We start from the raw sequence: 26493 nt of genomic DNA on the forward strand, positions 1-26493 counted from the left end.
ATCATGCCGTCCCGGCGAGCCGGATGGTGAGGGCAGTGCCGTCAACCTCGACGCGGAGGTTCTGTAGGTCTTCCACAATGAGGTCGGCGTCGAGCTCTGCGGGGGAGTGGTGGGTCGTGACGGCGACGCTGCGCATCCCGGCGGCGCGGGCGGCGGCCAGGCCGGCCGGAGCGTCCTCCACCACCAGGCAGCGGCTCGGCTCGATGCCGAGGCGTTCGGCGCCGCGCAGGAAGGGCTCGGGGTCCGGCTTGCCGCGGCGTACGTCGTCGGCGGTGACCAACATCGGCGGCACCGGCAGAGCGGCGGCCTCGATGCGCGCCTGCGCGACCGCGCGGTTGCCGGACGTCACGATCGCCCAACGATCCACCGGGAGGCCGGAGACGAACTCACGCGCTCCCGGCAGAGCTGTGATGCCGTCCACGTCGGCGACCTCGAGCTCGTCGATCCGCCGGTGTGCGGCCGCCACCTGGTCAGCGGGAACGAGCGCGGCCACGATCGCGGCGGAGGTGAGGCCGTGGCCGACGACCCTGCTGAACTCCTCGCGAGTGACTGAGTGTTCGACGGCCCAGCGACTCCAGGCCCGGATCAGCGCTGGTGTCGAGTCGACCAGTGTGCCGTCGAGGTCAAGGAGGACCGCTTCCACCGTGAGTTCGGCGTCCGCGAGGTTTGAGGTGCTTCCTGTCGTAGTGGTCACGTCCCCCGACCGTACCTGCCGGGCCGATCACCTCAGCTGGCGACCGCGAGCAGGATCTTGCCGTGGCTCTGGCCGCTTTCGAGGCGACGGTGGGCCTCGGCGGCTCGGAGGGTCCAGGGAGCCGGCTTCCAACGTCTGAGCAGGGCGGGTCCGGCCTGCATGGGTCATGCGTTCGCTCCTCGCTTGCATCCGCCTTCGGCGTACGTCACGGTCGCAAGCGACGGTTGCCGCCGCTAATCCGGTTTTGGGGAAGGAGCTGAGGATGACTGCATCAGCCGCATCGCCACGGGGCTCAACCGGCCCCGCTCAGCCTGAAACGATCTTCACCTGGGCTGGACCGGCCCTGAAGTTCGGCGTTGGCGCGGTGGACGAGATCGGGTACGACGTGGCCGCTCTCGGAACCAACCGCGTCCTCGTGCTGACCGACCCAGGCGTCGCGGCGACCGGCGTACCGCAACGCGTCCTTGACAGTCTGCGGGCGTCCGGCCTCGTGGCGGAGCTGTTCACCGGCGTCCACGTCGAGCCCACGGACGCGAGCGTCCGCGCGGCCGTCGACTTCGCCATGGGAGGCGGCTGGGACGGCTTCGTCGCGGTCGGGGGAGGCTCGGCGATCGATACGGCCAAGGCCGTCAACCTGATGACGACCTACCCTGCCGACCTCGTGGAGTACCTCAACCCGCCGATCGGTGAGGGGAAGCCGCCCGCTGGACCGGTCAAGCCGCTCATCGCTGTCCCCACCACAGCGGGCACCGGCGCCGAAAGCACCGCGGTCTGCGTGATGGACCTTCTCGACCTGCGGGTAAAGACCGGTATCAGCCATCCCAGGCTGCGGCCGGTGCTGGCCGTGGTCGACCCGTCGGTGACGCTGACGCTGCCACCCGGGGTGACGGCCGCGACGGGGTTCGACATCCTCTGCCACGCGCTGGAGTCCTACACCGCCCGGCCGTACACCGCCTACGAGAAGCGGCGTCCCGAGCAACGCGTCGCCTACTGCGGTGCCAACCCGGTCTCCGACATCTGGATCCAGCAGACCCTGCCACTGCTGGCCCGGTCGTTTCGTACCGCCTACCACCACGGAGACGACCTCGCCGCCCGCACCGACATGCTGCGGGCGGCGACGTTCGCGGGCCTGGGGTTTGGGAACGCCGGGGTGCACATCCCGCACGCCTGTGCCTATCCGATCGCCGGGCAGGTCCGCGACTTCCGGCCTGCGGACTATCCCGATCATGTACCCCTCGTGCCGCACGGGATGGCGGTGGTGCTCACGGCGCCCGCGGCGTTCCGGCACACCTTCGCCGCCGACCCCGATCGCCATCTGTGGGCAGCGCACGTCCTCGATCCCGCGACGGATGCGGTCCGCGACGAGCGGGAACGCCTGCCCGAAGCGGTTCGGCGGCTCATGCGGGATCTCGCGATACCGAACGGCCTGATGGGAGTCGGCTACAGCGGGGCTGACCTCGACACCCTCGTGGACGGTGCGCTGAAGCAGCAACGCCTCCTCAGCATCGCGCCTGTTGATGTCGACGCCGACCTGCTGGCGACCGTCCTTCGCGAGTCCCTCACTGTGTGGTGAGACCCCCGCGCCGATCGTGTGGAGCGCAGATACGTACTCCGCCGCGCCGAACGCGTCACGCTGGCAAACCGGCAGGCTCGATGGCCCTTCTTTTCAAGGGTTGTCGAGCCTGCCGGTTTGTTTGTCCCGCATCGTCCCGCGCAGGTTAGAAGGGCGGCGGGTCGGGGTCAGCGGGTTCTACGGGGTCGGTGAGGCGTGGTGGGGTGACCGTGTACTGCCGGCTGTGTGGGTCGGTGTAGGTGAAGTGGCCTGGGCTGGTTTGTTCGACTTTCCAGTCGCCCTCGGTTTTGACGCGGTGGTGGCGGCGGCATAGTGGTGCCACGTTCGCGACGGAGGTCTCACCGCCTTCGGAGTATGGCTTCGTGTGGTCGAGGTCGCAGCTGATGGCTGGGCGTCGGCACAGCATCCAGGTGCAGCGTTGGTTGAGTGACTGCACGAACTCTGCCGGGAGACCACGTAAGAAACGCATGGACATTGGATGCAGGTTCAGCAGTTGCCCGGTGACGGGGTGGGTGATGCCGATGGCGAACATCGCGTCTGGGTTGTCGAGATGGTTGGCGATCAGGCGTCTCGCTACTTCGGTGAAGATCGGACCGAACCCGCCAAGCTCCGCTGGCCGCTCCGCCAACTCGAACAGGGTCGTGATCGGCACGTTCAGCTGGAGCTTCGCCTTGATCGCCGCTCTCCAGGACCGGAACGCGAGCGGAATCTCCTGCTCGGCAAGGTCATCGTCGGACGGGATTTCCTCGCGGGACACGTTGTCGTTGCGGGGCTGACGTGCGGGCCGGTCAAACGGGTGGGTGTAGGTGGCGGGTTTGCAGTCCTCACACGGGCAGCCCGCAAGGTGGTGGTCGTGGTCGCACCCGGTGTGCCGGCACCCATCCTGCTCGGCGGCAGAGTCGTCCTGCGCACCCTCAGCTTCGGAAGGACTGTCGGTGTTGTTCTGCTCGTCGAGCAGATCGTCAAAGGACCCTTGACAAGGACTGGAGTCGTCGTGCCTCGCGCCGCCGTTCTCGCAGTCGCAGTCCTCGCCGCCACTGTCACGGGCTTCTTCCTCGCCGTTGCAGATGAGGACGTCGGCTTCACCGGACAGCAGGGAGGCGGCGATATCGGCGCGCAACTGAGGCAAGGTGCGTTCGTCTCCGCCGGATTTCATGGTGCGGGCGATGGCGTCGAGGTAGGCCCAGGCTTGGGCTGCACGCCTCAGCCCAGCGGGCAACCTTCCGCCCCGCGCGGACCAGCTCCCCCACCTCGAACCCGTTGCAGGCAGACCGATCGACGCCAGCGAGCGCGGCCACCAACTCCGGGCCGGGAAGCATGTCGCCAAACCCGGGCGGGAGCGGAGAGATCCGCACACCATCGCCGTCGCTCATGCGTTCGATTTTAGTCGATCGCGATCAGGCTCGCAACCGATAGCAACCGCGAGCATCCTTATTTACAAGGAGATTCGCCCGACGAGGCCGGACCTGAGGCAAGCTGACGAGCGGCCTCAGAGCGTGACCACACGGACAGAGTCAGCGGACCTGATAGACCTCAGCGAGCCCATCGCTGCTCGCGAAAACCGGCCGCCAACCAGAGGGCACACTGACTGTCCGGCCGAGAAGTGCCTCCGCGTTGGCGCGGCATGGATTGCAGACCCGCGACCGCGCGCTGTAGAGGAAGACATAATCGCCCGCTGCCGGCCTGGGCTTGCCCGCGACCGGTGACCAGGTCTCGAGTCGTCCGTTCCAGATCGGCCCGCCGACCGCACCGTTGACGAAGATCCGAACGAGTCGGATCGCCCGGCGTTCTGTCCAGAGGGTGGTGACCTCCGGGCCCTCGCCGGCAAGCCAGGACCGGAACTCCTCCAGGCCGGTGCCACCGTTCGCGGCGTAGGTAGCAGTGGCGGGAGTGGGCTGCCGTCGGGCCTGTTCGGCAACCGTGACGGGTACGGCCACCGCCGCGAGGGTGACGATCCCTGCGATGAGTACGCCACGGGAGCGCAGGAACGGAATAGCGGGCGCCCCACCCCGCACCAGCAACCACAGCCCAGCGGTCGCGCTGAGCATCACGGCCGGGACGAGCGGAAGCCAGTATCTCTCCTTGAGGATCCGCAACATCGGAGCGTCCGGGTCGAGGAAACCACCGAGCGCTACCAACGGAACGTAGAACGACGCGGCCCACGCCAGAAGGAGCGCAAGCCTGCGGGACAGGAACCCGCCAAGCACCGTGGCGACGAGCGCGGCCTTGAGCAGGGTCCCTTCAGGCGTGGAGCCGGTGACGGCCGTGAGTCGGGTGAGATACCACTCGCGGCTGTGCCCGAGGAAGTCGGTGACGGGCGGCGTGCCGTCGCCATGAGACGCGGACGCGTGCAGGCGGGCCAGTGGGTCACCGAACACCACCGCATTGAGGATCGATTCGCCAAGCCCCACGACCGCGAGCGGGAGGAGGATCCAGAGCAGTCGGCGTACCGGGATCTTGCGGACCAGCAGGATCGGTATCAGCGGCCACACGAACACGATGTACTCGCGGGTGAGGTAGCTCCACCCGAGCAGGACGCCGAGCCCTATCAACGTGGCAGTTTCGCGCGACCGGGTTGCTGTGACAAGCGTCCCTCGTTGCCTGAGGGCGACCGCGAGCACGACCGCCCAGCAGAACAGCGTGGTCGCCGGCAGGTCCGGCAGCGGCGCGGTGAGGTCCGGAAACACGATCGAGTTGCCGATCGTGAGAATGGCCGCGCCCACCCCGACAACCCGGTTGAAGAGGAGGACGCCAAGGACATAGACACCGACGGCCAATCCCACGCTCGCCAGCATCGGGACAATCAGGTAGGCGACCTGCGAATAGCCGAACACCTGCTGGGCAAGCCACATCGGGATGATCAGGCCGTGCCGTAAGAACTGATGAAGACCGGCGTACGTCGGGTGGCTCGGAAAGTCCCGGGCAGCCTCGAAGTAGTTGAGCTGATCGGATGGATATGGCGCGAGCCGATAGATCACCTCGACGATCCCCACACCGAGTGCGAGCAGGCCGCCGACCAGCATGGTGAGGCGTCGTCCGCGCAAACGCCCGCGCAGAAGGCCACGCAGAAGGTCACGCAGAAGGCCGGGCGGTATTCGCCTCGACTCGGTGTCGACAGGGACGGAATCGTACGCAGGCGGCGGAGCGCCGACCTGACCCACCTCAGATGTCATCGTGCGTACCTCAGCTTTCCTTCCACGCCCGTCAGTCGGTACGCGAACGCACGATGAGATCGGCGAGGAGTGCGAGGGAGGCGATGATCAGCCCGGTCAGGAAGATCAGCACGGTGTTGGTGGCCAGCCGGACCGGTTGGGTGATCACGTCGTAGGCGGCCTTCGCTCCGCCGACCGTGAGAAGGATCAGCGACGGTGGCATGAGGACTTTCAGCGGATTGAAGTACATCACCATCCTGACCACCTGCAGGATGTAGCGGTAGGCATCCCTCACGAAGTGGAATTTCGACGTCCCCGAACGCTTCGAATAGCCGATCGGCAGGTAGTGGATGCTGTGCTGGTTGTGCAGGAACGCCATCGTGATCGTGGTCACGCAGGAGAACCCGGGCGGCAGGAGACGAAGGTAGGGCAGTGAAGTCTCGCGGCGGAAGGCGCGCAGGCCGGAGTTCAGGTCGGGGATTTCGGTGTTCGTCAGGCGTTCGGCGAGCTTACGGATGATCCATTTCGCGGGCACCCGCAGGAGTTTGTGCGAGCCCTGCTCGCTGGTGCGGGCGCCGACTACCTGGTCGACGCTCTCATCCTTGTCGAGCGTCTCGACGAGTTCGGGAATTCTCTCGTTGGGGTACGACATGTCCGCGTCGGTCCAGACCACGATCCGGCCCTGTGCCTGCTGGGTTCCAATTCTTCGGGCAGTGCCCGAACCACCGTTACTGCTGAAGGCGATGACGCGCAGCGGCGCGAACCGCGTCTCCGCGGCACGGAGAATGTCGAGCGTCTGGTCGGTGGAGGCGTCATCGATGGCGAGTAGCTCGTAGCTGTAGACACTCGCGTCCATCACCTCGGTGATGCGCTCGATCTCGGCGAGCACGTGCTCCTGTTCGTTATAACAGGGCAACACGATCGAGACCTCGACACCGGAATTCGTGGTGTCTGGAGCCGCGTTCGTGCTCGCAGGGTTCGACGCGGAATTCGGGTCTGCCTGAAAATGATGCTCGTCGCTGGTCCGGCCGGGGTCAATGGTCGTACTCACGATGGGTCCCTGCGTGTCGGTACGCGATTCGATGATCGAAATTTCGGTTCCTCACGCCGTGGTGGCGGCTGGAGGGTGCGTACGGCGCGCACGATGTCTGGGGATGCGCCGGAGCTGCGCGTAGAAGGCGAGAATAGGCAACGCTCGGTGCGGTGTTCTCTGACCACGCCGAATTACCCGCGTCGCCTTCAAGGAGTTACCGTGCGGAGTCACCGTGGGTCAGCGCGCCGCGGAGAGCGGTGGGGTGGCCCCGGACGGGCGGAGCCCGTGAGCGGCCGGATCCACACAGTTCGTCAGAGTCGCCAGATCCGGCCCGAGCAGCGGTGTCCGAGCCAGGCGAACTGGCCGAACGACGTCACGCTCAGACCGAATCGCTCACAGCTGGGCCGGTCATGGTCGACCCACCAGCGGTAGGCGGACTCGACTTCGCGCCACAGCAGCCGGGGCCCGTGCTGCTCCACCTGGGCCTCTCCGGACGGCAGGCGTACGGCGCACGCGCACGAGCCCGAGTCGTACACCCATCGCCGGACCTGGCCGAGCGGCTCGCCCAACTCGCTGACCGTGCCGTCGCCCGTCTGCGTCCACCGCAGCCGGGGGAGCCGCACTCCGAGCGCGAAGAGGGCTGCCGGGTCCGACCAGATGCTGTCGGGGTCGATGGAGGTGGTCATGCGGTACCACGGCACCGAACTCTCAGCCTCGACGACCACCTCGGGTAGCTCCGCCTCGTCGCCGTTCGCGTCCTCGACCATTCCGAGGAAATGACCGGACGCCCGGCCGTCAGAGGTGACGGTCAGGCGGGCGAGTACGGGGCCGGCGAAGGGATTCAGCCAGGAGACGGTGAGTTCGCCCCCCGGGCGTACCAACCGCACCCAGTTGAATGGCACCTCGCGCACGGGAACCGTGGCGACGACCTGGTCGTAGCACGCGTATCCAGCGGCCGGTGGGTCGTCGCCTGGTCCGAGCTTCAGGACAAGGGGTTCGTCGTCCGCCCCGACATCGGTCGCGTAGGCCGTTCGAGGGGCAGCAGTCGGCGGTTCGCCGAAAGGTGGCGCCGTCATCATGGAACCTCCTCACAGAGGTGCTCGCGACGGAAGCTGCCGAGGGTGGACAGCCGGGCGTGGGCCCACGCCGCCGGCGGACAGAGCCAGTCGCGGCCACAGAACACGCAGACCGGGTGCTCGAGAACCAGCCACGGCACAACGCCCCAGCGAAGGTTCCAGCGGAGACCGTTGCGGTCCGCGCGGTGGATGGTCGCCAGGTCCCTGGCCCGGCGATCAAGCTCGTCCTCCGGCCAGTCGGCCTGGCCGTAACTGGTGACGAGACACCAGATGTCGGCATCGGCCGATGATGTGCCGCCGGCCAGCGGTGTCCCGCCGGCTGGCGGAGTCGCCCCAGCCGATGGTGTACCCCCGACCGATGGCGTCCCCCCGGTCGGCCAGATATGTGCGGGTGTCGTCGTTGCCATCTCACGAACCTCCCCGTCGATGTGATGGCTTGCGGCCCGAATCTTCGTCGAACGTAATGCCACACTAGGCCGTTCAACACGCGAATACGTAAATTTGCACTTGTGTCGTGCAGTCGGGGAGATGTGGATCATCCCTGGACAGAAGTGTTGATCAAGCCTGGATGGGCACCCAGATGGGCGGGTCACCTCGGCTCCGACGCGTGGGAGAAACGCCGGAAGATCCCCACGCCGATCACCTAACATCCCGATGCCATCCCCCGATGGCATCCCCGAATCACGTGGAAGTACGCAAATGCCGAGCTCGAAGCCGCCAACCATCCAACGCCGCCGGCTTGCCGGCGAACTCCGTCTGCTCCGCGAGCGGGGTCAGGTCACTCTCGAGGAGGTGTCGCAACGGCTGGGATGGTCAGTCGCCAAGATCAGCCGGATAGAAACCGCCGTCGTCGGTATCAGCACAAAAGATCTTGCTCAGCTGCTCGACCTGTACGGCGTCGACGGAGAACGCCGTACCCGATTCCTCAGCAAAACCCGGACCGCCCGGACCAAGGGGTGGTGGGACGCCTACGCCGAATTCCTGCCGAGCGACTACGTCGACTACATCGAGTTGGAGGCGCAGCTCGCCGCCATGCGTTCCTACGACGCGCACCTGGTGCACGGTCTCATGCAGACCGAGGGATACGCGCGCGAGATCATCCGCGGCGCCACCATGGGACTTTCCTCGCCCGCGGAGATCGATCGGCGAGTGGAGGTACGACTCACCCGCCAGCGCCTGATGTTCCGGAACGAAAGCCCGCTCCGTTTCTGGGCGGTGATCGCCGAACCCGCCCTGAGTTGGCAGATCGGCTCGCCCAAGATCATGGCCGAGCAGTTCGACAAGCTGCGGGAGTTCTCCCAGCTCGACAACGTGACGGTCCAGGTCCTGCCGGCGTCGGCCGGAGCGCACCCCGCGACGGCTGGTTCGTTCGACATCCTGCAGTTTTCGAATCCTTATGAGCAGGATGCGGTTTATGTGGAGACCATGACGGCAAATCGTTATGTCGAGAGCGATGCGGAGATTTACCGGTATAGCCTCGCGTTCGACCATCTGCGCGCAATGGCGCTCAGCCCGGCCAACTCGGCTGAGTTCCTGGCGCAGGCGGCCGAAAAGATCACCTGAAGTGGATCCACCCCCGAGGAGAGAGACAGATGCGGGTGCCCGAGATGGACCCGTCCCGCTTGAAGTGGCGGACGAGCAGTTACAGCGGCAACGGCTCCAGCTGCGTCGAAGTCGCCGCCTGGAGGACGAGCAGCCACAGTGGCAACGGCTCCAGTTGTGTCGAGGTCGCTGACCTCGGCCACCGGATCGCGGTCCGTGACTCCAAGGACCGTGGCGGACCGGTTTTGGCGTTCACCGCCGGAGCATGGAAGACCTTCCTTTCCGGCGTTTGTGCCGGTGAGTTCGAGCAATCCTGATTCGACCAACTCCCGGTGGTCGGCGCGGCGTGGCGGTGGCCCGAACCACACCGCCTTCGTCCCTGGTTCGGAGGCTGGGGACCGTCGCGCCGGCCACCACCCCTGCCGGACCGGCATGGGTGGTGGCCGATCCGGTCAGCGGGCCGGCGCCGGTTCGCCGTCCGGGGCGGCCAGGAACGCCCTGAGTAGTCCGGGTACCGCTTCGTCCGCGACCAGCAGACCTTCAGCCAGGTCCACGTCCTGTATCGCGTAGTGCTGGTGACCGGCGGCCGTGGTCGCGGTCAGCGTTGCCAGGCCGGCACGGCGCTGGAAGTAGGACTGCCGGATGTTCCAGCCGATGATGCCGTCGCACGACAACACCGAACGCCGGCGTACGAGCGAACCCCACCGGCAGACGAGCCGGCCGTCCACGAGTGCGTGCCCGAGGCTGCGGGTGCGGTCGAAAGCAAGGAACGCCGCGGCGGGAAGCAGCGCCAGGGACGCCTCCCAGGCCCAGTCAGGGAAGCCGGCGAACCGCCGGAGCGCGACGAACACCACGACCAGCAGCGCGGCCATGCCGACCGCCCGGGTATAACGCCGCCGGCGGGCGCGCGGGCCGTGGGCGACCAGCTGGCAGGTGATCGGCCGGACATCATGGATGACCTCTCCGGCGACCCGGACCGCCTCTGACCGGGGTGCCGGAGGCAGGAGCAGCGAGCCGCCGCGCTCGGCTCCGCGGCCGACCCGAAGTCCGGTGGCGATCGCGATGCACCGCGCGCCGCCGACCGCGCGCAGCTGCAGGGGCTCGCTGAACTCCACGCCACGAAGCCGGCGCTCTTCGATACTGGTCGCCCGGGTGGTGATGAGACCGCGGGTGACGTGCAGGGTGCCGCCGGCGTGCCGGGTGAGCCGGAAGTTCCAGAACGCCAGGACGTACGCCAGGGTCGAGGCGACCGCGGACACGACGACCAGGCCGGCGAGCACCTCGATCGTCGCGACCAGCCAACCAGCCCGCCCCAGCTGGGTGATCGCGTCGTGCACCGGACCGACCTGCGCAGGATCGATGCCCGCCTCGGACACCGCGCGCCACCCGAAGCCGAGGAGCACCCCGATCGTGAGCAACCCCGACAGCGTGAACGGGCCGTACCTGATCCAGCGCGGGTCGAGGGTCGCGAGGCGGGTTTCCGGGTCGCCCGGCTCCGCTCGCCCGGCAGTCGTCGCCGCGCTCGTGGTGGCGAGCTGACCGGTGCTCGCGGCCGAGTCCGCGTCGGCGCACACCGGCTGCGGTTCGGTGGGCCGGTGCAGGAGCTCCTCGCGCAGTCGGGCGGCGTCTGCCGCGACGAGCGCGTCGAGCTTCAGGCCGTCGTCGCCCTGGCGGCTGGAGTGTCCGGTGCCGATGACGACCCGGGCCAGCCCGACCACCCGGTGCATGGCGTTCGCGGTGATGTCGACGGTGCGTATCCGGTCCCGTGGCACGGTGAGTACCCGGCGGCGCAACAGCCCGCGGCGTACCTGCACCTGCTCGGGCGTGATCCGGAACGTCGTGGTGAACCACCGCAGGGTCCCGAAGAGGATGACGAGCCCGAGGCCGACCAGGCTCCATGCCGAGCCGTGCCCGCTGCTGCTGCCGGCGATCAGGAGGCCGACCAGCGCGGGGAGGGCGCGGACGAGTTCCTGAACCGGGTGGACCGCGAGCATCCGCGGGCTCAGCCGGCGCCACTGCTCCGCGTGGGTGGCCGCAGCGGGTGCCGGCTCGGCTGTGACGGCGTCGGCTGTGACGGCGTCGGAGGTGGTGGGGTCGGAGGTGGTGGGATCGGCCGGCAGGTCGGGCGTCATGTCGCGTCACCTTGGTTCGCCTGGGTGTTGTTGGTCAACTCGTCGACGAGCCGATCGGCGGTGTCGCGGTCGAGTCCGCGAATCTTCAACGGCCCGGCGGCTGACGCGGTGGTGACGGTGACGTTGGAGAGGCCGAAGAGCTGCTCGAGCGGGCCGCGTTCGCTGTCGACGGTCTGGATCCGGGAGACCGGCGCGATCCGGCGTTCCTGGTCGAACCATCCGGACTGCGTGTAGACAGCCTCGGCGGTCGCCTCCCAGCGGTGCACGCGGTAGCGCCATTGCGGCATCACGATCAGGTGCGCCGCACAGACCAGCGCGGTCGCCACCAGGCCGGCGATGTGCCAGGCGCGCCTGTCGGAGTCCGTGGCGAGCAGCCAGACGACCTGGATGGCCGCGAGCACCAGCCACTCCACCAGGGCACGGACCGTCCAGTAGCGGATCGCGGTCCGGGACACCCGGTGCCGGGGCGGGCGGAGTTCCAGGATGGCGGGCGGTGTTTCAGTCTGGGGTGAGTCCACGCTGCGAGTTTTCCATTGCTCTCTCGACCTTGGCCAAAATGATCGTGCTGTTCCATGCATGACAATTGTCAGGGGCACCACGGCCGGAGCCGCTACCAGAACAGAAAGCGCCACGTCCCGAGGACGACGCTGAGGGCAGTGGCGCCGACCACTACCGCCGCGGTGCCGGCGACAAAGAGCCCGTCCGCCGCGCGCAGACGTTGCGGTCGGGCGAGCGTCCGATCGGGCCGTTGGGTGAAGCCGCGGGACTCCATCGCGGCCGCCAGTCTGACTCCCCGCCGGATCGCTCCCACCAGTAGCGCGAACACACCCGACGCGAACAACCTGGCCCGGCGTACCGGCGAACGGCCGGCATCGATACCCCGCGCCCGGCGCGCCAGCATGAGCGTGCGCCACTCGTCGCCCAACACTGGTAGGAGCCGGAACGCCGCGAGCGCACCGAACGTGAACCGCGGTGGGGTACGCAGGTGCTGCACCAGGGCGTCGGCGAACTCCGTCGGGTCGGTCGACGCCAACGCGACGATGCCGGGCAGTGCGATGGCGAAGACCCGGAGGATGACCGCGGTCGCGGCGAGCAGGCTTCCCGTCGTGACGTGCACGGGGCCGGCGTCGAGCACGTCCGCGCCGGAGCGCTGGTCGGTGAAGAGGAGCGTGGACACCCCCAGCCCGCCCACGGTGACGAACAACAACCAGAGCCGGCGTACGAAGACCCGCCAGCGGATCCCGGCGGCGGCGATCGCGAGAAGCTCGGCGCCGAGCACGATCGCGGGCGTCACCGCATCGCCGGTGAGGAGCAGCCCGACGATGACGACGAACGCGGCGGCCAACTTCGTCACCGGGTTGAGCCGGGCGACGGGAGCGCGGGGATTGTCGACGAGGGGTTCCGCCACGATGCTCATGCGCGTCCTCGCTTCGCTCCGGGCGCGCCTGAGGCACTCGAGGCGCTGTGCTTGATGATTCGCTCGCTCATGCGCGTCCTCGCTTCGCTCCGGGCGCGCCTGAGGCCACCTTCTGCGCGACCAGCTGGCCGGTCCGGACGCGCAGTTCCCGATCGGCGAGCGCCGACACAAAGTCGAGGTCATGGCTGACCGCGCACACCGCGTGCCCCTCGTCCCGGAGATCAGCGAGCAGGTGGAGAAGCTCCAGCCAGGTACGCCGGTCCTGGCCGAAGGTGGGTTCGTCCAGTACCAGGACCTTCGGTTCGGTGGCGAGGGTGGTGGCGACCGACAGCCGGCGCTTCTCGCCTCCGGAGAGCGTGAACGGGTTGGCACCGGCCAGGTGGGACAGGTGCAGGCGTTCGAGGAGTTCGTCGACCCGCGCGCTCGCCTGGGCGGGGGAGCTGCCGGCCATCCGCGGGCCGAGCGCGAGTTCGGCGCGGACGTTCGGTGTGAGGAACTGATGCTCGGGGTCCTGGAAGACGGTGCCGACCGCGCGTACGAGCGCGTTCGCGGGCCAGCGGTGCAGCGGCCGGTCGAAGGTCGTCCGGCGGCCACGACGCGGCAGGTCAGGAAGGCTCGCCCGGAGTGCCGGCTGAGCGAGGCTTACTCCTGACGTCGGTGTGAGCAACCCGGCGAGCATCATCGCGAGCGTCGACTTACCCGAGCCGTTCGGTCCGGTGACGGCCACAGCCTCGCCGCCACGCAGGGTGAGTGAGGCGTCGGCAACGGCCGAGCCGGCGGCACCGGGATAGGTGTATGTCAGGCGCTCGGCCGCGAGCAACGGCTCCCGCATCCCGGTGGACGACTGGCGCGGCGGCACCAGGCGACCTGGCACCCACACGCCGGCAGCCGCGAGCCGCTCACTGTCGGCGGCGAACACCTTCCCCGGATCACCTTCGGCCAGTACGCCACCCTCACCGCCCAGGACCATCACCCGATCGATCAGCGGGAGCCAGTCGTCGACGCGATGGTCCACGACGACGAGCGTCGCGCCGGTCTCGGCAACGATCTGCCCGACGGCCTGCCGCACCAGTGCCGCGCCGTCGGGGTCGAGGTTGGCGGTGGGCTCGTCGAGGAGCAGCAGGGATGGTCGCAGGGCGACGACGCCGGCGAGCACCAGTCGTTGCTTCTCCCCTCCGGACAGCCGGCCGGTCGGGTGGTCCGGTCCGTACGGAAACCCGGTGAGGCGGAGGGCCTCCTCGACCCGCGGCCAGATCTGGTCCGCCGGCACGGCGTGGTTCTCCAACCCGAACGCCACATCGTCGCCGGCGCGCGCCATCACCAGCTGGCTCTCGGGGTCCTGGAACACCAGACCGATCCGCTCCCGGATCCGCGCCGGAGGTACCCCGTCGACCGCGAGCGATCCGGCGGTCTCGCCGCTCTGGTCGGGGTCGAGCAGCCCGGCGAGGGCGGTGAGGAGCGTGCTCTTGCCCGCACCCGACGGCCCGGCGAGCAGGACGCGCTCGCCGGGATCCACCGTCAGGTCGAGGTCGCGGATCGCCCAGGCACGCCGCCCAGCGTGGCGGAATCCCCAGGCGTGGGCCCTGATCCCGAGCGGCGCGGTGACGGTGGCGGTCACGTGAGGGACTGTTCGCGTCCGGACGCGAACGGCGCGAGAACTCCGGTCTGTGCCAGGGCCCGGACCAGCGCGTAGCTGCCCACGCCGGCCATGGCGATCGAACTCGCGACAACCAGGCCGCCGTACACGATCATCCAGGTAAGCGCCCAGTCGTACCAGTAGATGACGTTGTCGAGCACGGCCGGCACCAAGCCGGCGACCATGCCGGCGGCGAGCGCTGTGGGCAGGCGCCACCTGCGGTACCTGAAGGCCGCGAACACGACCTCCGCACCAAGCCCTTCCAACAGTCCGTAAAGAATGATCGAGAGTGGCGACGTCGCGCCGAAGAACGCCGACACGGTGGCGGCGACGAGTTCGGTAAAGAGAGCCGCGCCCGGTTTGCGGATGAGCAAACCACCGAGGACGCCGGGCACCAGCCACATGCCGTACATGAACGCCTGTGCCGGTGGGAACGCCGCGAATGCCGGGCCGGTCGCCCCCCACAGAGCGTTCCAGCCGGCGAAGACGACACCGAACGCGACCGCGATCACCGCGGCCACGATGATGTCGACTGTGCGCCAGCGGGTGCTGGGTGGTGCGGTGCCCGAGTTGCCGTCACTGGACGAGGCGATGTCGTTCGCCATCGAAGTGCCCTCCCTGCGCGAGCCGCGGGAACGAGGGCGAAGCGTGAGGTGCCGGTACGGCGAACACACCAACGCACCCGCTCGACCGTGATCGAGACAGGTGCGCCGCACGTCGTCGTGACGGACAGACCGACTTCCTGCGCTGGAATTACCCAGATCAGGTTCGAGGGTCTGCGGGTCTGCCACCGTGGTGGACCCCGCACTCTCAGCGCTTCCGCGCTCCCCTGTCGTCTGCTGTTGTTGGACTGCTGCTGGGTGAACTGTTGGTGCCTGAACGGATGTTGCCTGAACGCTGCGTACTGAAGCTTCGCAGCGACACTAACACGCACGCCGGGGCGGCACCGGCCCGCCGATCACGGTCTGGACCCTGCCCTCGATCCGAACCCATGTTGATCTTGAATCCGTCGCAGCTGCGTGACTTGAAGCCACGAGCGGTCCGGGTGGCCGCTGCGGCTCAGACGCCGAACGGCGTGTGGGCGAGCGCCTCCACCGCGGCGTCGGATCCGCCGATCTCGACCCGGGCGACCGCCTTGCGCCCGAACATGTAAAGCGTGATCTCGCTCGGCTGGCCCGACACGACGGCGGTTGGCTCGCCGTTACGGACGCGTACGGTCGTCCCATCGGGGCGCGCGACCAGGACCCCGACCGCGGCCCGGCGGAACAGGAACCTCCCCGCCCTCGTGACACGCCGCCAGAGCAGGTCCTCCAGATCCGCCGGCAACTCCCGTGGCGACCAGTCCGTCTGTGCCCGGCGGACGTCCTCGTGATGGACGAAGAACTCCATCGTGTTGGCGGCCTCGTCGAGGGCGGCGACCCGGCTCGGCGACCACCGCGGGGGATTCCGGAACTGGTCGACCAGCCCGGTGTAACCGACCCGGGCGATCAGGCCGTCCATGGTGGCGCGGGTATGCCGAGACAGTGGACCGATCAGGATGCCGGCCGCGCCGAGTAGGTCGCCCTCGCGGACCACCAAGTGGGCCACCAGGTCAGAGGTCGTCCATCCCGCGCACAGAGTCGGCGCGTCAGGACCCACCGCGTCGAGCAGATCGGCGATTGCGTGGCGTTCGGCCCGGGCGTGATCAGTCATGGTCTCGATCGTAGGCCGGGCCGCTCGTCAACCGCCACGGAGCGGCCCGGCGGCACGAGGTCAGCCGCCCTCCCGACCGAGCAACTCGATCTCGGTCAAGGAGATCGTCTCGGCGGTGGCCGCCGTCACCTGAATCTCGTACCAGCTGTAGGCGCCCGGCGTCGCGATCTTGAACGGGCGGGTCTGCCGGCGCCAACGGAACTCCTCACCGTCGCGCTCATCCAGAACGGTCCAGTGCTCGCCATCCCGCGAACCCCTGACCACCCAGCCGCTCGGGTCACCCGCCGCTGGCCCAGATGTGAGGGTGTAGAACTCGACCTGCCGCGCGGTGTCAACGCGGTATCGCACCGCGGGGGTCGCCGAGCCGAAGGCCACCGCGGTCGCGGAGGTGTTGTCGAACAACGCGGCCGCGTCGACGTCCTCCTCGCTCGCGGAGGCCGTGCCGCGCCCAGGGCCGGTGACGTCCTCGAGCGGGCGGGGTGGTGCCTCGCCGGCCGTGAGAGACGGTGGCGCGGCGTCGGATCCGGTACCCCACGTAGAGGGCTCCGGTCCCATCGCGAACTCGAGTACGCCGCCGCGGGCCAGCAGGTCGTGGGGGAGGTAGGTCTTGTCGTACGCCTCGCCGTTGATGGTCAGGCCCTGGACGTAGAGGTTCTCGGCACGGTTGGTCGGTGCGTTGATGATCAGGTCCCGGCCGTTCTCCAGGTGGATCGTCGCCTTGGTGAACAGCGGTGCACCGATCACATAGACCGGCCGGCCCATCTGCAGCGGATAGAAGCCGAGGGCGCTGAAGATCTGCCACGCCGACATCTCGCCGTTGTCCTCGTCGCCGGGATAACCCTGGCCGATCTCGCTGCCGAGATAGAGCCGGGCCAGCACCTCGCGGACCTTCTCCTGCGTCCTGGCGGGCTGCCCGGCGTAGGCGTACATGTAGCTGATGTGGTGGGCCGGCTGGTTACTGTGGCCGTACATCCCCATCCGGACGTCGCGAGCCTCGATCATCTCGTGGATCACGATGCCGTAGGAGCCCTTGAACTCCTCCTCGCCGGTTTCGGGTGTTGCGAAGAAATCGTCCAGTTTCCTGGCGAGTTCCTGCTTTCCGCCGTACAGGTTGGCCAGGCCCTGCCCGTCGTGGGGGACGTGGAACGCCATGTTCCAGGCGTTCGTCTCGGTGTAGTCGAATCCCCACACCCGCGGGTCGAACTCCTCCGGTGAGAGCCGGCGGCTGCCATCGGCATGCCGTCCCTGGAAGAAACCGACCGAAGAATCGAAGAGGTGGACGTAGCCGAGCGCGCGGCTCCGGAAGTATTCGTACTCCTCTGAGTACCTCCTGCGGGCGTCCTCGGACTCGGCGCGGGCGGCGAGTTCCTTCGCCATCAGGGCGATACCGAAGTCATTGATGTAGCCGTCCATCGACCACGACATCGCTTCGTCGGTGGCCTCCTCGGCGGTGTAGCCAAGGAAGGGTGCGCTGTCGAATCCCTTCCGGCCGACGTTCAGATGTGGTGGGTTGACGGTGGCATTCTTGAGTGCGGCGTCGTACGCCTTCGGGGCGTCGAAACCCGTTATTCCCTTGAGGAACGCATCAGCGAACGCGACGTCCGAGCTGGTTCCGACCATGCAGTCGGCGTATCCGGGGGAGGACCAGCGGGCGATCCAGCCGCCGTCGTCGTACTGCCGCAGGAACCCCTCGATCAGCTCGCCCGCCATCCGCGGGGTGAGCAGGGCGTACGCCGGCCAGGTGGTGCGGTAGGTGTCCCAGAACCCGTTGTTGACGTACGCCTTTCCGGGCACCACCTCCGCACCCGTCTGGGTCGTGGAGCTCTCCGGCGAGGTGGTGGCCGCCTGCACCGCGTGCATCCACACCGGAGCGTCGGTCGTGCCGGTGTTCTCGTGCGCGGCGTTGGGGTAGAGGAAGAGGCGGTACAGATTGGAATAGAGCGTGGCCAGTTGGTCCCGGCTCGCGCCTTCCACCTCGACGAGCGCGAGCTTCGCGTCCCATTCCCGCTGCGCGCGCTCGCGGATCGCCTCGAACGAATCGGTGGCCGGGACCTCCAGGTGGAGGTTCTTCTTCGCCTGCTCGACGCTGATGAGGGAGGTCGCGATCCGCATCGTGACCACCTTCGCCGCCGGATCAGAACCCGACGTGTCGAAGCGAAGGTAGCCCGCCGCCTCCTCCCGATCGTCAACGCCTGAAGGGCATCCGCTCGCCAGCACCGGCCGGTCGAACTCCGCGTAGACAAACATCCGGCCGGCTCCGGACGCGCGTTCCCCACCCACGTCGGTGAAGCCGCTGACCACGCCCTGCTCGACGTCGACTGTCAACCCGGCATTGGCATCGACATTGTCGAAGAGCAGCGTCGACGCCTCGCCCGGGAAGGTGAACCTGAGGATCGCGGCATGGTCGGCCGGAGCGATCTCGGTACGGATGCCGTTGTCGAAGGTCACCGAGTAGTAGTGAGGACGCGCGATCTCGTTGTCGTGCTGGAAAGCGAGCGCACGGGTGGCGCGACCGGCATCGGGCACGCCAGGCCCCGCGTCGACCGACGGCATCACCTGGAAGGTGTGGCGGTCACCCATCCACGGGCTCGGTTGGTGGCTCAGTGCGAATGCCTGGAGTTCGGGACGATTGTCGGCATTGTTGGCGCGCTGGTATTCGTACAACCATCGCACCGTGCCCGCGTCGGTCACCGGCGTCCAGAAGTTGAAGCCGTGGGGCACCGCCGTCGCCGGGATGTTGTTGCCGCGGGAGAACCCGCCGGTCGAATTGGTGCCCCGGGTCGTGACCACGTAGTCGGACGGCCGGGAAGAAACATCCTCGACCGTCTGGCGTCCGATCCGGATGTCATCGATCCAACCCCGGAAGGTCGCGGGCCCCGCCGGGTTGTCGTAGCCGAGGAGGATGTGGCGAATCGTCTTGCCCGCGGCGACCGAGCCGACCAGCGCGCGCTTGGCATTCCACTGGTCGGCGTAGAGCGTCTTGGACTCACCCTGCCCGCGCGGCGTCAACGGTGCGCCGTGGTGGTCGAGCACGCCGAGGTCGCTGAGGTACGTGCCATCCGAGAAGGCCAGGTCGACCGCGACGAAGGTCGCCGGATAGCGAAGGTCGCCGGGGCCGAACTCGGGAAAGATGACGTACGAGAGTTCGGTGTCGGAAGCGACCTCGATGTCGACGTCGAACACCGTGGTGGACCCATACGCTCGGCCGGTCGCGGTGTGGTGACCCGCGAACCACAACGCGCGGGTGCCGGTGAAGCCCGCACCCGGCTTGGCCGTCGGCGAGTGCGTGGGGCCGCTGTCGACTCCGCATGCCAGGCCCGCGACGGCGGGATCAGGCGAGCCGTCCGGCTGATACTCGACTCCGGAGGTCCTGGCGTCGGCCGCGTTCCCCACCGTGCTGGTCAGGCGGGGCGCCGGATCACCGCTCTCGAACGACGAGAAGAAGTCGGGGGACTCGGCGGGCCGTCCTGTGACTGACGGCGTGGAGGAGCCGCGGGTGCCAGCGTTCGTGGTGCTCGGAGTCGCCATGAGCGATCAGCCTGCCACGCTCACAGGGGTACTCCTCAGCCGGCCCGTTCGTGCCCGGCGGCCGGATCGTTGAGGTCACGCTGGAGCAGCAGGGTGTCAATCCATCGGTCGTGTTTGTAGCCGACCGCCTTCAGGCGTCCCGCCTCCTCGAAGCCGAACGCCCGATGCAACGCGACCGAGGCGGGGTCTCCGGAATCGGCCACCACCGCGACGACCTGGCGGGCGCCCGCCTCGGCGCACCTGGCGAGCAGCGCCGCCAGCAGGAGGCGCCCGATGCCCTTACCCGTCCAGGTCGGTGACAGGTAGATGGAGTCCTCGACGGTGTGGCGGTAGGCGGGTTTCGGGCGGTAGGCACTCGCGTAGGCGTAGCCCGCGATGGCGCCGTCGGCGTCAGCGACCAGGAACGGAAGCCCCGCGGTGCCAAGATCGTCGACCCGGCGCCGCCAGACCTCCACCGTCGGTGGCACCTCGTCGAACGTCGCGACGGTGGAGCGGACGTAGTGGGCGTAGATCTCGGCGACCTGCTCGATGTCGTCTACCTGGACCGATCGGACGCTGGGACGCTCGGGGGACATTACTGCTCCATGGTCACGGCGGCTTGGCGCGAGGCTCGTCAGCGAGCCAGGAAGTGCCAGCCCAACCAAGCCCAGCAGAAGAGTACGAGAATCCGGATGGCCCGGCCCTTCGTGACGTGGCGCAAGGTCTCGGTGAACCTCGCGTGGCGTTCCGGGCGGAGCCACGAGGCCGCCACCAGCGTGCCCGCGGCGAGGAACACCACCACGAACCCAAGAATCGTGATAATCCGGGTCGTCATAGCCGCACCAGCGATCGGCCGGCCCAGAACCACAGCAACCATCCGGTGAACCGCACCGGGCGGTACTCCAGGAACGGGTCGAACAGGGTCGAGAGGGTTGGGTGAGTGAAGCTCGGAGTCAGCGGCGACGGCTGGTGGAAGAACGCGTACGCCTCCCAGAGCAGCCCGACGGCGAGGAGGACGCCCCAGACGAGGGTGCTGCGACGTAGAGGGTGGGGAACGCGTGCCGCATCTGGGCCCGTCAACCGACCGACCGGACGGCGGAACGCGAGCATGGTCACGATCCCGGCAATCATGAGGATGACGATCGTGGGCGGCCAGGTCTGAGCACGCAGACCGGAGCCGACCCAGGCGAGCAGCACCAGGGACGCGGCACCCAGAACCCGCACCCAGGTGAGTGGTTGTCGCTGACTTGCCGTCGACTCAACGGTCACTGTGCCATCATCTCCCGCCGCCCCCGTTTCCGTCGCATCGCCCAAGCGCGCTGGCGGGCACGATGCCAAGCGTGCGGCCGGCGCGGAATGATCACGTAAACGTGGCGAGTACCCGCCTCACATGGCATCAATGCCCCGCATCGTCAGTAATGACCACGTATACGTGATCATTCCGTCCTGTCCAGTCGACCTGCGTAGTGTGTGACCACCCGAGGTACCCGAGTCGGACCGCCGTTAACCGGACCCGGAAGAATGGCCCGCATGCCCAGTGCCAGCAGCGGGCTCGACCCCGAGATCGCCGCGCGCCTCAAGCGAGACGCGCAGGGGCTGGTCGCCGCCGTCATCCAGCAGTACGACACCGGCGAGGTCCTCATGGTCGGCTGGATGGATGACGAGGCGCTTCATCGCACCCTCACCACGAGGCGCAGCACGTTCTGGAGCCGCAGCCGGCAGGCGTACTGGGTGAAGGGTGAGACCTCCGGTCACCACCAGTGGGTGAAGGAGGTACACCTGGACTGCGACGGCGACGCGTTGCTGGTGAAGGTCGACCAGGTGGGGCCGGCATGCCACACCGGCGACCACACCTGCTTCGACGCCGGCCAACTGGCGATGCCCGCTGGCTCGCAGGGTGCTGACGCGCCACAGGAACAACGTGCCGACGCGCCGGGTGAAGGGGACACAGGCCAGTGACACTGCTCGGGACGACGAGCCCAGACCTCGCGACGTTCCGCGAGCTGGCGCCAGGGCGCCGGGTGATCCCGGTGACCCGCAAGCTGCTCGCTGACGCCGAGACGCCGCTCGGTGTCTACGCCAAGCTGGCCCGCGACGAGCCCGGCACGTTCCTTCTCGAGTCCGGCGAACACGGCGGGGTGTGGGGGAGGTTCTCCTTCGTCGGCGTCCACTCGGCCGCCACACTGACCGAACGCGACGGGGTGGCGCACTGGCTCGGTGCACCGCCGGTTGGACTCCCGGACGGCGGAGACCCGCTGGAAGCGGTACGGGAGACGATCGCGCGCCTGCGGACGCCGCGCCTACCCGATCTTCCGCCGCTGACCGGTGGTCTGGTCGGCTACATCGGGTACGACGCCGTACGCCGGCTCGAGCGCCTGCCCGAGCTGGCCGAAGACGATCTCCAGCTCCCCGAACTCACGCTCATGCTGGCGACGGACCTCGCGGTGTTCGACCACGTGGACGGCACGCTGCTCCTCATCGCCAACGCCGTCAACTGGGACGACAGCGGCGAACGCGTCGACCAGGCCTGGACTGACGCGGTCGAACGCCTGGACGCGATGACCAAGGCGCTTGCCCAGCCGACTCCGTCGTTCGTCGCCGCCGCCGACCTGCAGGCTGACCCGGCGTACGAGCGTCGGCGTACCCCAGCCCAGCACATGGCCGCGGTGGAGCGGGCCAAGGAGGAGATCCGCGCCGGGGAGGCGTTCCAGGTCGTGGTGTCGCAGCGGTTCGAACGCCGCACCACGGCTCGGGCCTTCGACATCTACCGCGTGCTGAGGTTCTCCAACCCCTCGCCGTACATGTATCTCCTACGGCTCGGCGACTTCGACATCGTGGGTTCGAGCCCGGAGGCGCTCGTCACGGTCACGGGCGATCGGGCGATGACCCATCCGATCGCCGGCACCCGCCCGCGCGGCGCCACCCCGGAGGCTGACCACGCCCTGGCGGAGGAGCTGCTCGCCGACGAGAAGGAACGCGCCGAGCACCTGATGCTGGTCGACCTCGGCCGTAACGACCTGGGCCGGGTCTGCACGCCCGGGACCGTCGAGGTGGTCGACTTCATGACCGTACGCCGGTACAGCCACGTGATGCACCTGGAGTCGACCGTGGTGGGCCGGCTGGCGCCGGAGCGGACGGCGTTCGACGCACTGTGCGCGTGCTTCCCGGCCGGCACTCTCTCGGGTGCGCCGAAGCCGCGGGCGATGGAGATCATCGAGGAACTCGAACCCACCCGGCGCGGGTTGTATGGCGGTGTGGTCGGTTACCTCGACTTCGCCGGCGACCTGGACGCGGCGATCGCCATCCGTACCGCCCTGCTGCGCGACGGTGTCGCGTACGTCCAGGCTGGGGGAGGGATCGTGGCCGACTCCGACCCGCCGGCTGAGGACGCCGAGACCCGCAACAAGGCGGCTGCCGCGCTACGGGCCGTCGCGATCGCGGAGACGTTCACGCAGCCATGACGACCCGCCGGGAAGTGTTCACAGCCCTGGGACTCGTTCTCCTCGGGGCGGCTCTGGTGCTGCTCGCCGCGAGCCGGACCTGGCTGTCCGCGTCATCGGTGATCCCCGACTTTCCGGTGGCTCGGGTCCACGTGAGCGGCGGCGAGGCGTCCCCGCTCACCCGGGCGTTGGGTTACGTCGCACTGGCCGGGGTGGTGGCTCTGCTCGCGACCCGGCGATGGGGACGCCAGCTTGTCGGAGGGCTGCTCGCCCTGACCGGAGCCGGGGTGGTGGTGGCCGGAGCGATCTTCTGGTCGCTCGACCGCCTGATCGCCGAGTCGGCGCTGGAGCGGGTGATGCACGACCCGAGCCTCAGCGTGTACGCCAAGGACGTCGCGACGACCGGCTGGCCCATCGTCGCCATGATCGGCGGACTGCTCGTCGCGGTGGGCGGGGTCCTCGCGTTGCTACGCGGGCGACGCTGGCCGGTGATGGGCTCGCGGTACGACGCGCCGGGCGTCCGCCGCCGTACCGACACTGACCCGTGGGCCGCGCTCGACCGTGGTGAGGATCCCACGGTCCAGGACTGATCACCCGACCCTGCTGTGGCGCGGCCCGATGGTGGCGCGACAATAGGCGTCGGACCGGAAGGAGAGGCTTTCGCATGGCGAACAACCAAGGCGGCGGGTCGGCACACACCGTTCACCACGGTCACGGGAACAGCCCCGCTGCATGGACGGCGGTGGCCATCATTCTCGTCGGTTCCGTGATCGCCGGTGTGGCCGTTGTGCTCGCGACGTGGTGGCTCTTCTTCGTCGCCGCCATCGGGATTCCCATCATCGGGCTGATCGTCGGCAAGATCATGGTCGGCATGGGTCTTGGCAACACTCCGGTGCAGGGCCACAGCCGCGCCGAGTTGGACGCGGCCGCGGCGAAGACGTCGCAGGAGAGCGTCGAAGCGTCCTGAGGTCCCGCGCCTTGTCGCGAAAATGATCAACGGTCCTGAAATGAGGCCAGGCCCGCTGCCGGTGTCCGAATCAGCCGCCGTTGATCAACTATTGCCCGCTGCGTCTCATGATCACGATCATGATCACCGGACGGACTCGAGGATGCTGGTCAGCAGTCCACGGCCGATCTCGTCCACCGACCTGGCCTGGTTGGTGAGGACGACGACACCAGCGCGGGCCTCACGAGCGACCGCGAGGTAGGCGCGGTAACCGGGCAGCGCACCGTTGTGCCAGGCATACTCAGCTCCCAACCCCGGAACGCGGTCGAGATGCCACAGCAGCCCGATCCGGTGCCCGTCGGGACCGTTGAAGTGGCATCGTGTCGCAAGCCCCGCCGCGGCGGTGAGTTCGGCGGGCGCGTCGCCCAGGTACGCACGGAGGAATCCGACCAGGGAGGCGACCGAACCATAGAACCCGCCCGACGGTGCACCGGTCGGAAAGGTCGGAGTGTGTGTCGGCGCTCCTTCCTCGTCGTGGCCCGGTGCCAGCCGCGCCTGTTGTGCCCGGTCAAGGGTGAGGACCACATCAGTGAGGCCGAGCGGCTGCGCGATCCGTTCCTGGATGAGAGCGTCGTAGCTTCGGCCGGCCCGCGTCGCGAGCATCGTGCCGAGGATGGCCGGGCCGAGGTTGGAGTACTCCTGGACCTCACCGGGCCTCGTCAACAACGACATCTGTTCCACTTCCGCGGCCATCGCCTCGACGCTCTCCCCGGCGGCAGGATTTGTCGTACCCCTGGGCAGTCCGGACGTGTGCGTCGCGAGGTGCTCGACGAGGACCCGCGCCCCGTCCTCGTACGCCGGAACCCTGAACCAACCAGGTAGGTGGCGGTCCACCGGATCGTCGAGCGCGACCTCGTGCCGGAGGGCCGCGACCGCGAGGGCCGTGCCGGAGAAGACCTTCGACAGCGAGGCGATCCGGAAGATCGTGCGGGCGTCTGGAGGTGGGCCGGTCCGGCCGGTCGAGCCGCCGCCGGCAGTGCTCACCCGGTCGTCGAGAACGGCGCCCGCGACCAGACCGAGGTAGCCACTCTGGACCGCGCTGGCGACGTGGGCACGGACGATCTCGCTCAGCTTCCGCACGGTCACACCGACCCCCTCGCATCCGCGGTGGACGGTGCCGCCGCAGCGGCACACGGATCGGTCGGGAGGTACGCCGCGAAGTGGTGGGCGACGGCGGTCGCGATCTCCTCAGCGTCATGTGAGCCGTCGACCTCGAGCACCCGGATGCCGAGCCGGCGCGCCGAGCCTACGGCGTCCTCGGCGATGATCCGGTCACGCGCGATCCGGTTGCGTTGCCCGCGTTCGGGATCGCTCAGTGGGGCGCTGAGTGCCTGTGCCCGGGGGAGCGTGGCCAGTTGGTACGCCCGGAACTCCTCCGTCGGCACCATGACGAGCATCCGATCCGGTGAATCGAGTAGGGGCGCCACGAGTTCGGGTCGAAGTCCCCACCCCTCGGCGACGACTGGTCGCCCAGAGACCAGACCGCGCAGGTCGTCCAGCGTCCACTCGAAGCGTTCCGAAAATCCGTCAAGGACCTCGTGCGCCATCTCCTCAGGAGAATGGCGTACCCACATCGATTCCGGGTCGGGTTCTTTCCACGCCTCCCCGCGTCGCACGTGGCGAGCGATGAGACGGTCGTAGTGGCCACGCGCGTCGTGGTAGTCGTAGTGGTACGCCGTCACTCCGTGGCGTCTCGCGAGAATGCGGGCGATCGTTGACTTGCCCGCCCATTGTGCGCCGCCGATCCAGAGTGTGGTGCCGATGGTGCCGAACGGATCCCAGGTCATGGTGGTCGATTGTGCGGGCGTACGACCAGAAATTGCAGTCTTGTTCTGGACCCCCGCAACCTGATTAATTGGAAGAGCGGGCGGATTTGGAGCCTTCCCTCAACCGACTGGGTGGTTCCGGCCCCCTCGGGCTTCGCCCGTTGGGCCCACCCCCACCTCAAGCACTCCACACCATGGACTGCTGGTGCAGCCGGACGCCGTCGTACCTCAACCCTGGCACCAGCGGGGTCGGGCCGTGTTTCACGAAACCCATGCGTTCGAAGAACTTCACGGCACGGGTGTTCTCCCGCAGGGTCTGCAGGTAACACCCGGGTGAGCCGGCTTCTCTGAGCCGGGCGAACCACCCCTTCATCAAGCTGTCGGCAGCGCCTGTACCTCTCGCCTCGGGCGCGACGTTGATGTGCAGGTGCGCGGGCCACCGAGGATCGTCGAACTCGCCGGCGATTGGCTGCCGCCGCAGCGCTGCCCCGGCCAGGTCGATCATGCTCCGGGCGAAGAAGGCCGCCGGCCTCCGTTGAAGGGTCAGCCGGTGTTTCCTGATTGCCTTCGCCATGCGTTCGCTCTCACTGGGAAGCGTCGAGCTGTCGACGCAGCCGGTCAGATAGCCGACCAGCGCTCCGTCGACGACGGCGAGGAAGAGCGAATGGGGTTCGAGGTCCATGTACGGGTCGAGATAGACCGCCGCCTCAGACTCCGCGTGGCCCCACAACGAAGCGGATGGAGAGCCCTCGCCAGCACGACCGAACAGCTCGCGCAGCTCGGCCCGGTCGGATTCTTCGAATGTACGGATGTCCATCACATCTGGC

Annotated in this window: 27 protein-coding genes and 1 riboswitch; of the genes, 7 read left to right on the forward strand and 20 right to left on the reverse strand. The window is 68.3% G+C overall.

All coding sequences use genetic code 11. From position 1 onward, the window contains the following. Position 1: 1 nt before the first annotated feature. Both B141_RS0101885 and B141_RS52115 read right to left on the reverse strand, forming a co-directional pair. The gene (locus tag B141_RS0101885; RefSeq protein ID WP_020573472.1) at positions 2–694 is read right to left on the reverse strand and encodes an HAD-IA family hydrolase; all 693 of its coding nucleotides are present in this window, start codon (positions 692–694) and stop codon (positions 2–4) included. A 32-nt stretch (positions 695–726) separates the two neighbouring features. Continuing rightward, on the reverse strand, positions 727–855 hold the full coding sequence (locus B141_RS52115; protein WP_020573473.1) for a hypothetical protein: 129 nt from the start codon (positions 853–855) through the stop codon (positions 727–729). Positions 856–956: 101 nt separating this feature from the next. Here B141_RS52115 and B141_RS0101895 point away from each other — a divergent pair, with 101 nt between their 5' ends. Further along, a complete protein-coding gene (locus tag B141_RS0101895; protein WP_020573474.1) occupies positions 957–2267 on the forward strand; it encodes a hydroxyacid-oxoacid transhydrogenase in 1311 nt (436 codons plus the stop codon). Positions 2268–2412: 145 nt separating this feature from the next. Here B141_RS0101895 and B141_RS51175 read toward each other — a convergent pair whose 3' ends face one another. The 5 genes from B141_RS51175 to B141_RS0101920 form a co-directional block, all read right to left on the reverse strand. Beyond that, positions 2413–3423: an HNH endonuclease gene (locus tag B141_RS51175; protein WP_237742594.1), complete on the reverse strand. Its 1011-nt coding sequence runs from the start codon at positions 3421–3423 to the stop codon at positions 2413–2415. A gap of 358 nt (positions 3424–3781) precedes the next feature. Beyond that, positions 3782–5440, reverse strand: coding sequence for a glycosyltransferase family protein (locus B141_RS0101905; protein ID WP_020573476.1), 1659 nt, complete (start codon positions 5438–5440; stop codon positions 3782–3784). A 31-nt stretch (positions 5441–5471) separates the two neighbouring features. After that, a complete protein-coding gene (locus B141_RS0101910) occupies positions 5472–6470 on the reverse strand; it encodes a glycosyltransferase family 2 protein (protein WP_020573477.1) in 999 nt (332 codons plus the stop codon). 293 nt (positions 6471–6763) lie between these two features. Next, entirely contained in the window at positions 6764–7528 is a 765-nt protein-coding gene (locus B141_RS0101915) for a hypothetical protein (protein ID WP_026256821.1), read from the reverse strand. Further along, positions 7528–7935, reverse strand: a complete 408-nt coding sequence (locus tag B141_RS0101920) for a hypothetical protein (RefSeq protein ID WP_020573479.1) — start codon at positions 7933–7935, stop codon at positions 7528–7530. The genes B141_RS0101915 and B141_RS0101920 overlap by 1 nt, the downstream gene beginning before the upstream one ends. Before the next feature lie 292 nt (positions 7936–8227). On the opposite strand from B141_RS0101920, the gene B141_RS0101925 reads away from it, so the two are divergent. After that, positions 8228–9091: a helix-turn-helix domain-containing protein gene (locus tag B141_RS0101925; protein WP_020573480.1), complete on the forward strand. Its 864-nt coding sequence runs from the start codon at positions 8228–8230 to the stop codon at positions 9089–9091. A 29-nt stretch (positions 9092–9120) separates the two neighbouring features. Continuing rightward, the gene (locus B141_RS0101930; protein ID WP_020573481.1) at positions 9121–9387 is read left to right on the forward strand and encodes a DUF397 domain-containing protein; all 267 of its coding nucleotides are present in this window, start codon (positions 9121–9123) and stop codon (positions 9385–9387) included. Positions 9388–9522: 135 nt separating this feature from the next. Here the strand turns inward: B141_RS0101930 and B141_RS0101935 are convergent, their stop codons facing one another. The 10 genes from B141_RS0101935 to B141_RS0101980 all read right to left on the reverse strand — a co-directional run bounded on the left by B141_RS0101935 (position 9523) and on the right by B141_RS0101980 (position 20723). Then, a complete protein-coding gene (locus tag B141_RS0101935; RefSeq protein WP_020573482.1) occupies positions 9523–11202 on the reverse strand; it encodes a PH domain-containing protein in 1680 nt (559 codons plus the stop codon). After that, entirely contained in the window at positions 11199–11720 is a 522-nt protein-coding gene (locus tag B141_RS0101940) for a PH domain-containing protein (protein WP_020573483.1), read from the reverse strand. The genes B141_RS0101935 and B141_RS0101940 overlap by 4 nt, the downstream gene beginning before the upstream one ends. A 92-nt stretch (positions 11721–11812) precedes the next feature. Beyond that, positions 11813–12619, reverse strand: a complete 807-nt coding sequence (locus tag B141_RS0101945) for an energy-coupling factor transporter transmembrane component T family protein (RefSeq protein ID WP_020573484.1) — start codon at positions 12617–12619, stop codon at positions 11813–11815. A gap of 67 nt (positions 12620–12686) precedes the next feature. Beyond that, the gene (locus tag B141_RS0101950; protein ID WP_020573485.1) at positions 12687–14237 is read right to left on the reverse strand and encodes an ABC transporter ATP-binding protein; all 1551 of its coding nucleotides are present in this window, start codon (positions 14235–14237) and stop codon (positions 12687–12689) included. After that, positions 14234–14860 carry an ECF transporter S component gene (locus B141_RS0101955; protein ID WP_020573486.1) on the reverse strand — a complete coding sequence of 209 codons (627 nt, stop codon included), beginning with the start codon at positions 14858–14860 and terminating at the stop codon, positions 14234–14236. Before B141_RS0101955 ends, B141_RS0101950 begins: the two co-directional genes overlap by 4 nt. 117 nt (positions 14861–14977) lie before the next feature. Then, positions 14978–15096: riboswitch (TPP riboswitch) on the reverse strand. 218 nt (positions 15097–15314) lie between these two features. Continuing rightward, entirely contained in the window at positions 15315–15947 is a 633-nt protein-coding gene (locus tag B141_RS0101960) for a TIGR03085 family metal-binding protein (RefSeq protein ID WP_020573487.1), read from the reverse strand. Positions 15948–16007: 60 nt separating this feature from the next. Continuing rightward, complete coding sequence (locus B141_RS0101965; RefSeq protein WP_020573488.1) at positions 16008–19475, reverse strand: GH92 family glycosyl hydrolase; 3468 nt, start codon at positions 19473–19475, stop codon at positions 16008–16010. Between the two features lie 35 nt (positions 19476–19510). Then, positions 19511–20050, reverse strand: a complete 540-nt coding sequence (locus B141_RS0101970) for a GNAT family N-acetyltransferase (RefSeq protein WP_020573489.1) — start codon at positions 20048–20050, stop codon at positions 19511–19513. A 38-nt stretch (positions 20051–20088) separates the two neighbouring features. Continuing rightward, a complete protein-coding gene (locus tag B141_RS38480; RefSeq protein ID WP_020573490.1) occupies positions 20089–20289 on the reverse strand; it encodes a DUF6186 family protein in 201 nt (66 codons plus the stop codon). Beyond that, positions 20286–20723: a hypothetical protein gene (locus B141_RS0101980; protein WP_020573491.1), complete on the reverse strand. Its 438-nt coding sequence runs from the start codon at positions 20721–20723 to the stop codon at positions 20286–20288. Before B141_RS0101980 ends, B141_RS38480 begins: the two co-directional genes overlap by 4 nt. Positions 20724–20975: 252 nt before the next feature. Between B141_RS0101980 and hisI the strand changes: the two genes are divergently transcribed. The 4 genes from hisI to B141_RS38495 all read left to right on the forward strand — a co-directional run bounded on the left by hisI (position 20976) and on the right by B141_RS38495 (position 23861). Continuing rightward, a complete protein-coding gene (gene hisI, locus B141_RS38485; RefSeq protein ID WP_084678044.1) occupies positions 20976–21413 on the forward strand; it encodes a phosphoribosyl-AMP cyclohydrolase in 438 nt (145 codons plus the stop codon). Continuing rightward, positions 21410–22915 carry an anthranilate synthase component I gene (locus B141_RS0101990; RefSeq protein ID WP_020573493.1) on the forward strand — a complete coding sequence of 502 codons (1506 nt, stop codon included), beginning with the start codon at positions 21410–21412 and terminating at the stop codon, positions 22913–22915. The genes hisI and B141_RS0101990 overlap by 4 nt, the downstream gene beginning before the upstream one ends. After that, positions 22912–23484, forward strand: a complete 573-nt coding sequence (locus tag B141_RS38490) for a Trp biosynthesis-associated membrane protein (RefSeq protein WP_020573494.1) — start codon at positions 22912–22914, stop codon at positions 23482–23484. The genes B141_RS0101990 and B141_RS38490 overlap by 4 nt, the downstream gene beginning before the upstream one ends. A gap of 74 nt (positions 23485–23558) precedes the next feature. Continuing rightward, positions 23559–23861, forward strand: coding sequence for an HGxxPAAW family protein (locus B141_RS38495; RefSeq protein ID WP_020573495.1), 303 nt, complete (start codon positions 23559–23561; stop codon positions 23859–23861). 123 nt (positions 23862–23984) lie between these two features. Here the strand turns inward: B141_RS38495 and B141_RS0102005 are convergent, their stop codons facing one another. The 3 genes from B141_RS0102005 to B141_RS0102015 form a co-directional block, all read right to left on the reverse strand. Then, the gene (locus tag B141_RS0102005) at positions 23985–24986 is read right to left on the reverse strand and encodes a serine hydrolase domain-containing protein (protein ID WP_157180731.1); all 1002 of its coding nucleotides are present in this window, start codon (positions 24984–24986) and stop codon (positions 23985–23987) included. Further along, positions 24983–25687, reverse strand: a complete 705-nt coding sequence (locus tag B141_RS0102010; protein WP_020573497.1) for a hypothetical protein — start codon at positions 25685–25687, stop codon at positions 24983–24985. Before B141_RS0102010 ends, B141_RS0102005 begins: the two co-directional genes overlap by 4 nt. A gap of 157 nt (positions 25688–25844) precedes the next feature. Next, positions 25845–26483: a GNAT family N-acetyltransferase gene (locus B141_RS0102015; protein WP_020573498.1), complete on the reverse strand. Its 639-nt coding sequence runs from the start codon at positions 26481–26483 to the stop codon at positions 25845–25847. Positions 26484–26493: the final 10 nt, after the last annotated feature.

Source organism: Actinopolymorpha alba DSM 45243, assembly GCF_000373925.1.
Lineage (GTDB): Bacteria > Actinomycetota > Actinomycetes > Propionibacteriales > Actinopolymorphaceae > Actinopolymorpha > Actinopolymorpha alba.

What these genes read in the sequence shown, in the direction of transcription:
- B141_RS52115 (WP_020573473.1), bottom strand. Translation starts at nt 855, where the DNA reads ATGCAGGCCGGACCCGCCCTGCTCAGACGTTGGAAGCCGGCTCCCTGG.
- B141_RS0101895 (WP_020573474.1), top strand. Translation starts at nt 957, where the DNA reads ATGACTGCATCAGCCGCATCGCCACGGGGCTCAACCGGCCCCGCTCAG.
- B141_RS51175 (WP_237742594.1), bottom strand. Translation starts at nt 3,423, where the DNA reads ATGAAATCCGGCGGAGACGAACGCACCTTGCCTCAGTTGCGCGCCGAT.
- B141_RS0101905 (WP_020573476.1), bottom strand. Translation starts at nt 5,440, where the DNA reads ATGACATCTGAGGTGGGTCAGGTCGGCGCTCCGCCGCCTGCGTACGAT.
- B141_RS0101915 (WP_026256821.1), bottom strand. Translation starts at nt 7,528, where the DNA reads ATGACGGCGCCACCTTTCGGCGAACCGCCGACTGCTGCCCCTCGAACG.
- B141_RS0101920 (WP_020573479.1), bottom strand. Translation starts at nt 7,935, where the DNA reads ATGGCAACGACGACACCCGCACATATCTGGCCGACCGGGGGGACGCCA.
- B141_RS0101925 (WP_020573480.1), top strand. Translation starts at nt 8,228, where the DNA reads ATGCCGAGCTCGAAGCCGCCAACCATCCAACGCCGCCGGCTTGCCGGC.
- B141_RS0101930 (WP_020573481.1), top strand. Translation starts at nt 9,121, where the DNA reads ATGCGGGTGCCCGAGATGGACCCGTCCCGCTTGAAGTGGCGGACGAGC.
- B141_RS0101935 (WP_020573482.1), bottom strand. Translation starts at nt 11,202, where the DNA reads ATGACGCCCGACCTGCCGGCCGATCCCACCACCTCCGACCCCACCACC.
- B141_RS0101945 (WP_020573484.1), bottom strand. Translation starts at nt 12,619, where the DNA reads ATGAGCATCGTGGCGGAACCCCTCGTCGACAATCCCCGCGCTCCCGTC.
- B141_RS0101955 (WP_020573486.1), bottom strand. Translation starts at nt 14,860, where the DNA reads ATGGCGAACGACATCGCCTCGTCCAGTGACGGCAACTCGGGCACCGCA.
- B141_RS0101960 (WP_020573487.1), bottom strand. Translation starts at nt 15,947, where the DNA reads ATGACTGATCACGCCCGGGCCGAACGCCACGCAATCGCCGATCTGCTC.
- B141_RS0101965 (WP_020573488.1), bottom strand. Translation starts at nt 19,475, where the DNA reads ATGGCGACTCCGAGCACCACGAACGCTGGCACCCGCGGCTCCTCCACG.
- B141_RS0101970 (WP_020573489.1), bottom strand. Translation starts at nt 20,050, where the DNA reads ATGTCCCCCGAGCGTCCCAGCGTCCGATCGGTCCAGGTAGACGACATC.
- B141_RS38480 (WP_020573490.1), bottom strand. Translation starts at nt 20,289, where the DNA reads ATGACGACCCGGATTATCACGATTCTTGGGTTCGTGGTGGTGTTCCTC.
- hisI (WP_084678044.1), top strand. Translation starts at nt 20,976, where the DNA reads ATGGCCCGCATGCCCAGTGCCAGCAGCGGGCTCGACCCCGAGATCGCC.
- B141_RS38490 (WP_020573494.1), top strand. Translation starts at nt 22,912, where the DNA reads ATGACGACCCGCCGGGAAGTGTTCACAGCCCTGGGACTCGTTCTCCTC.
- B141_RS38495 (WP_020573495.1), top strand. Translation starts at nt 23,559, where the DNA reads ATGGCGAACAACCAAGGCGGCGGGTCGGCACACACCGTTCACCACGGT.
- B141_RS0102010 (WP_020573497.1), bottom strand. Translation starts at nt 25,687, where the DNA reads ATGACCTGGGATCCGTTCGGCACCATCGGCACCACACTCTGGATCGGC.
- B141_RS0102015 (WP_020573498.1), bottom strand. Translation starts at nt 26,483, where the DNA reads ATGGACATCCGTACATTCGAAGAATCCGACCGGGCCGAGCTGCGCGAG.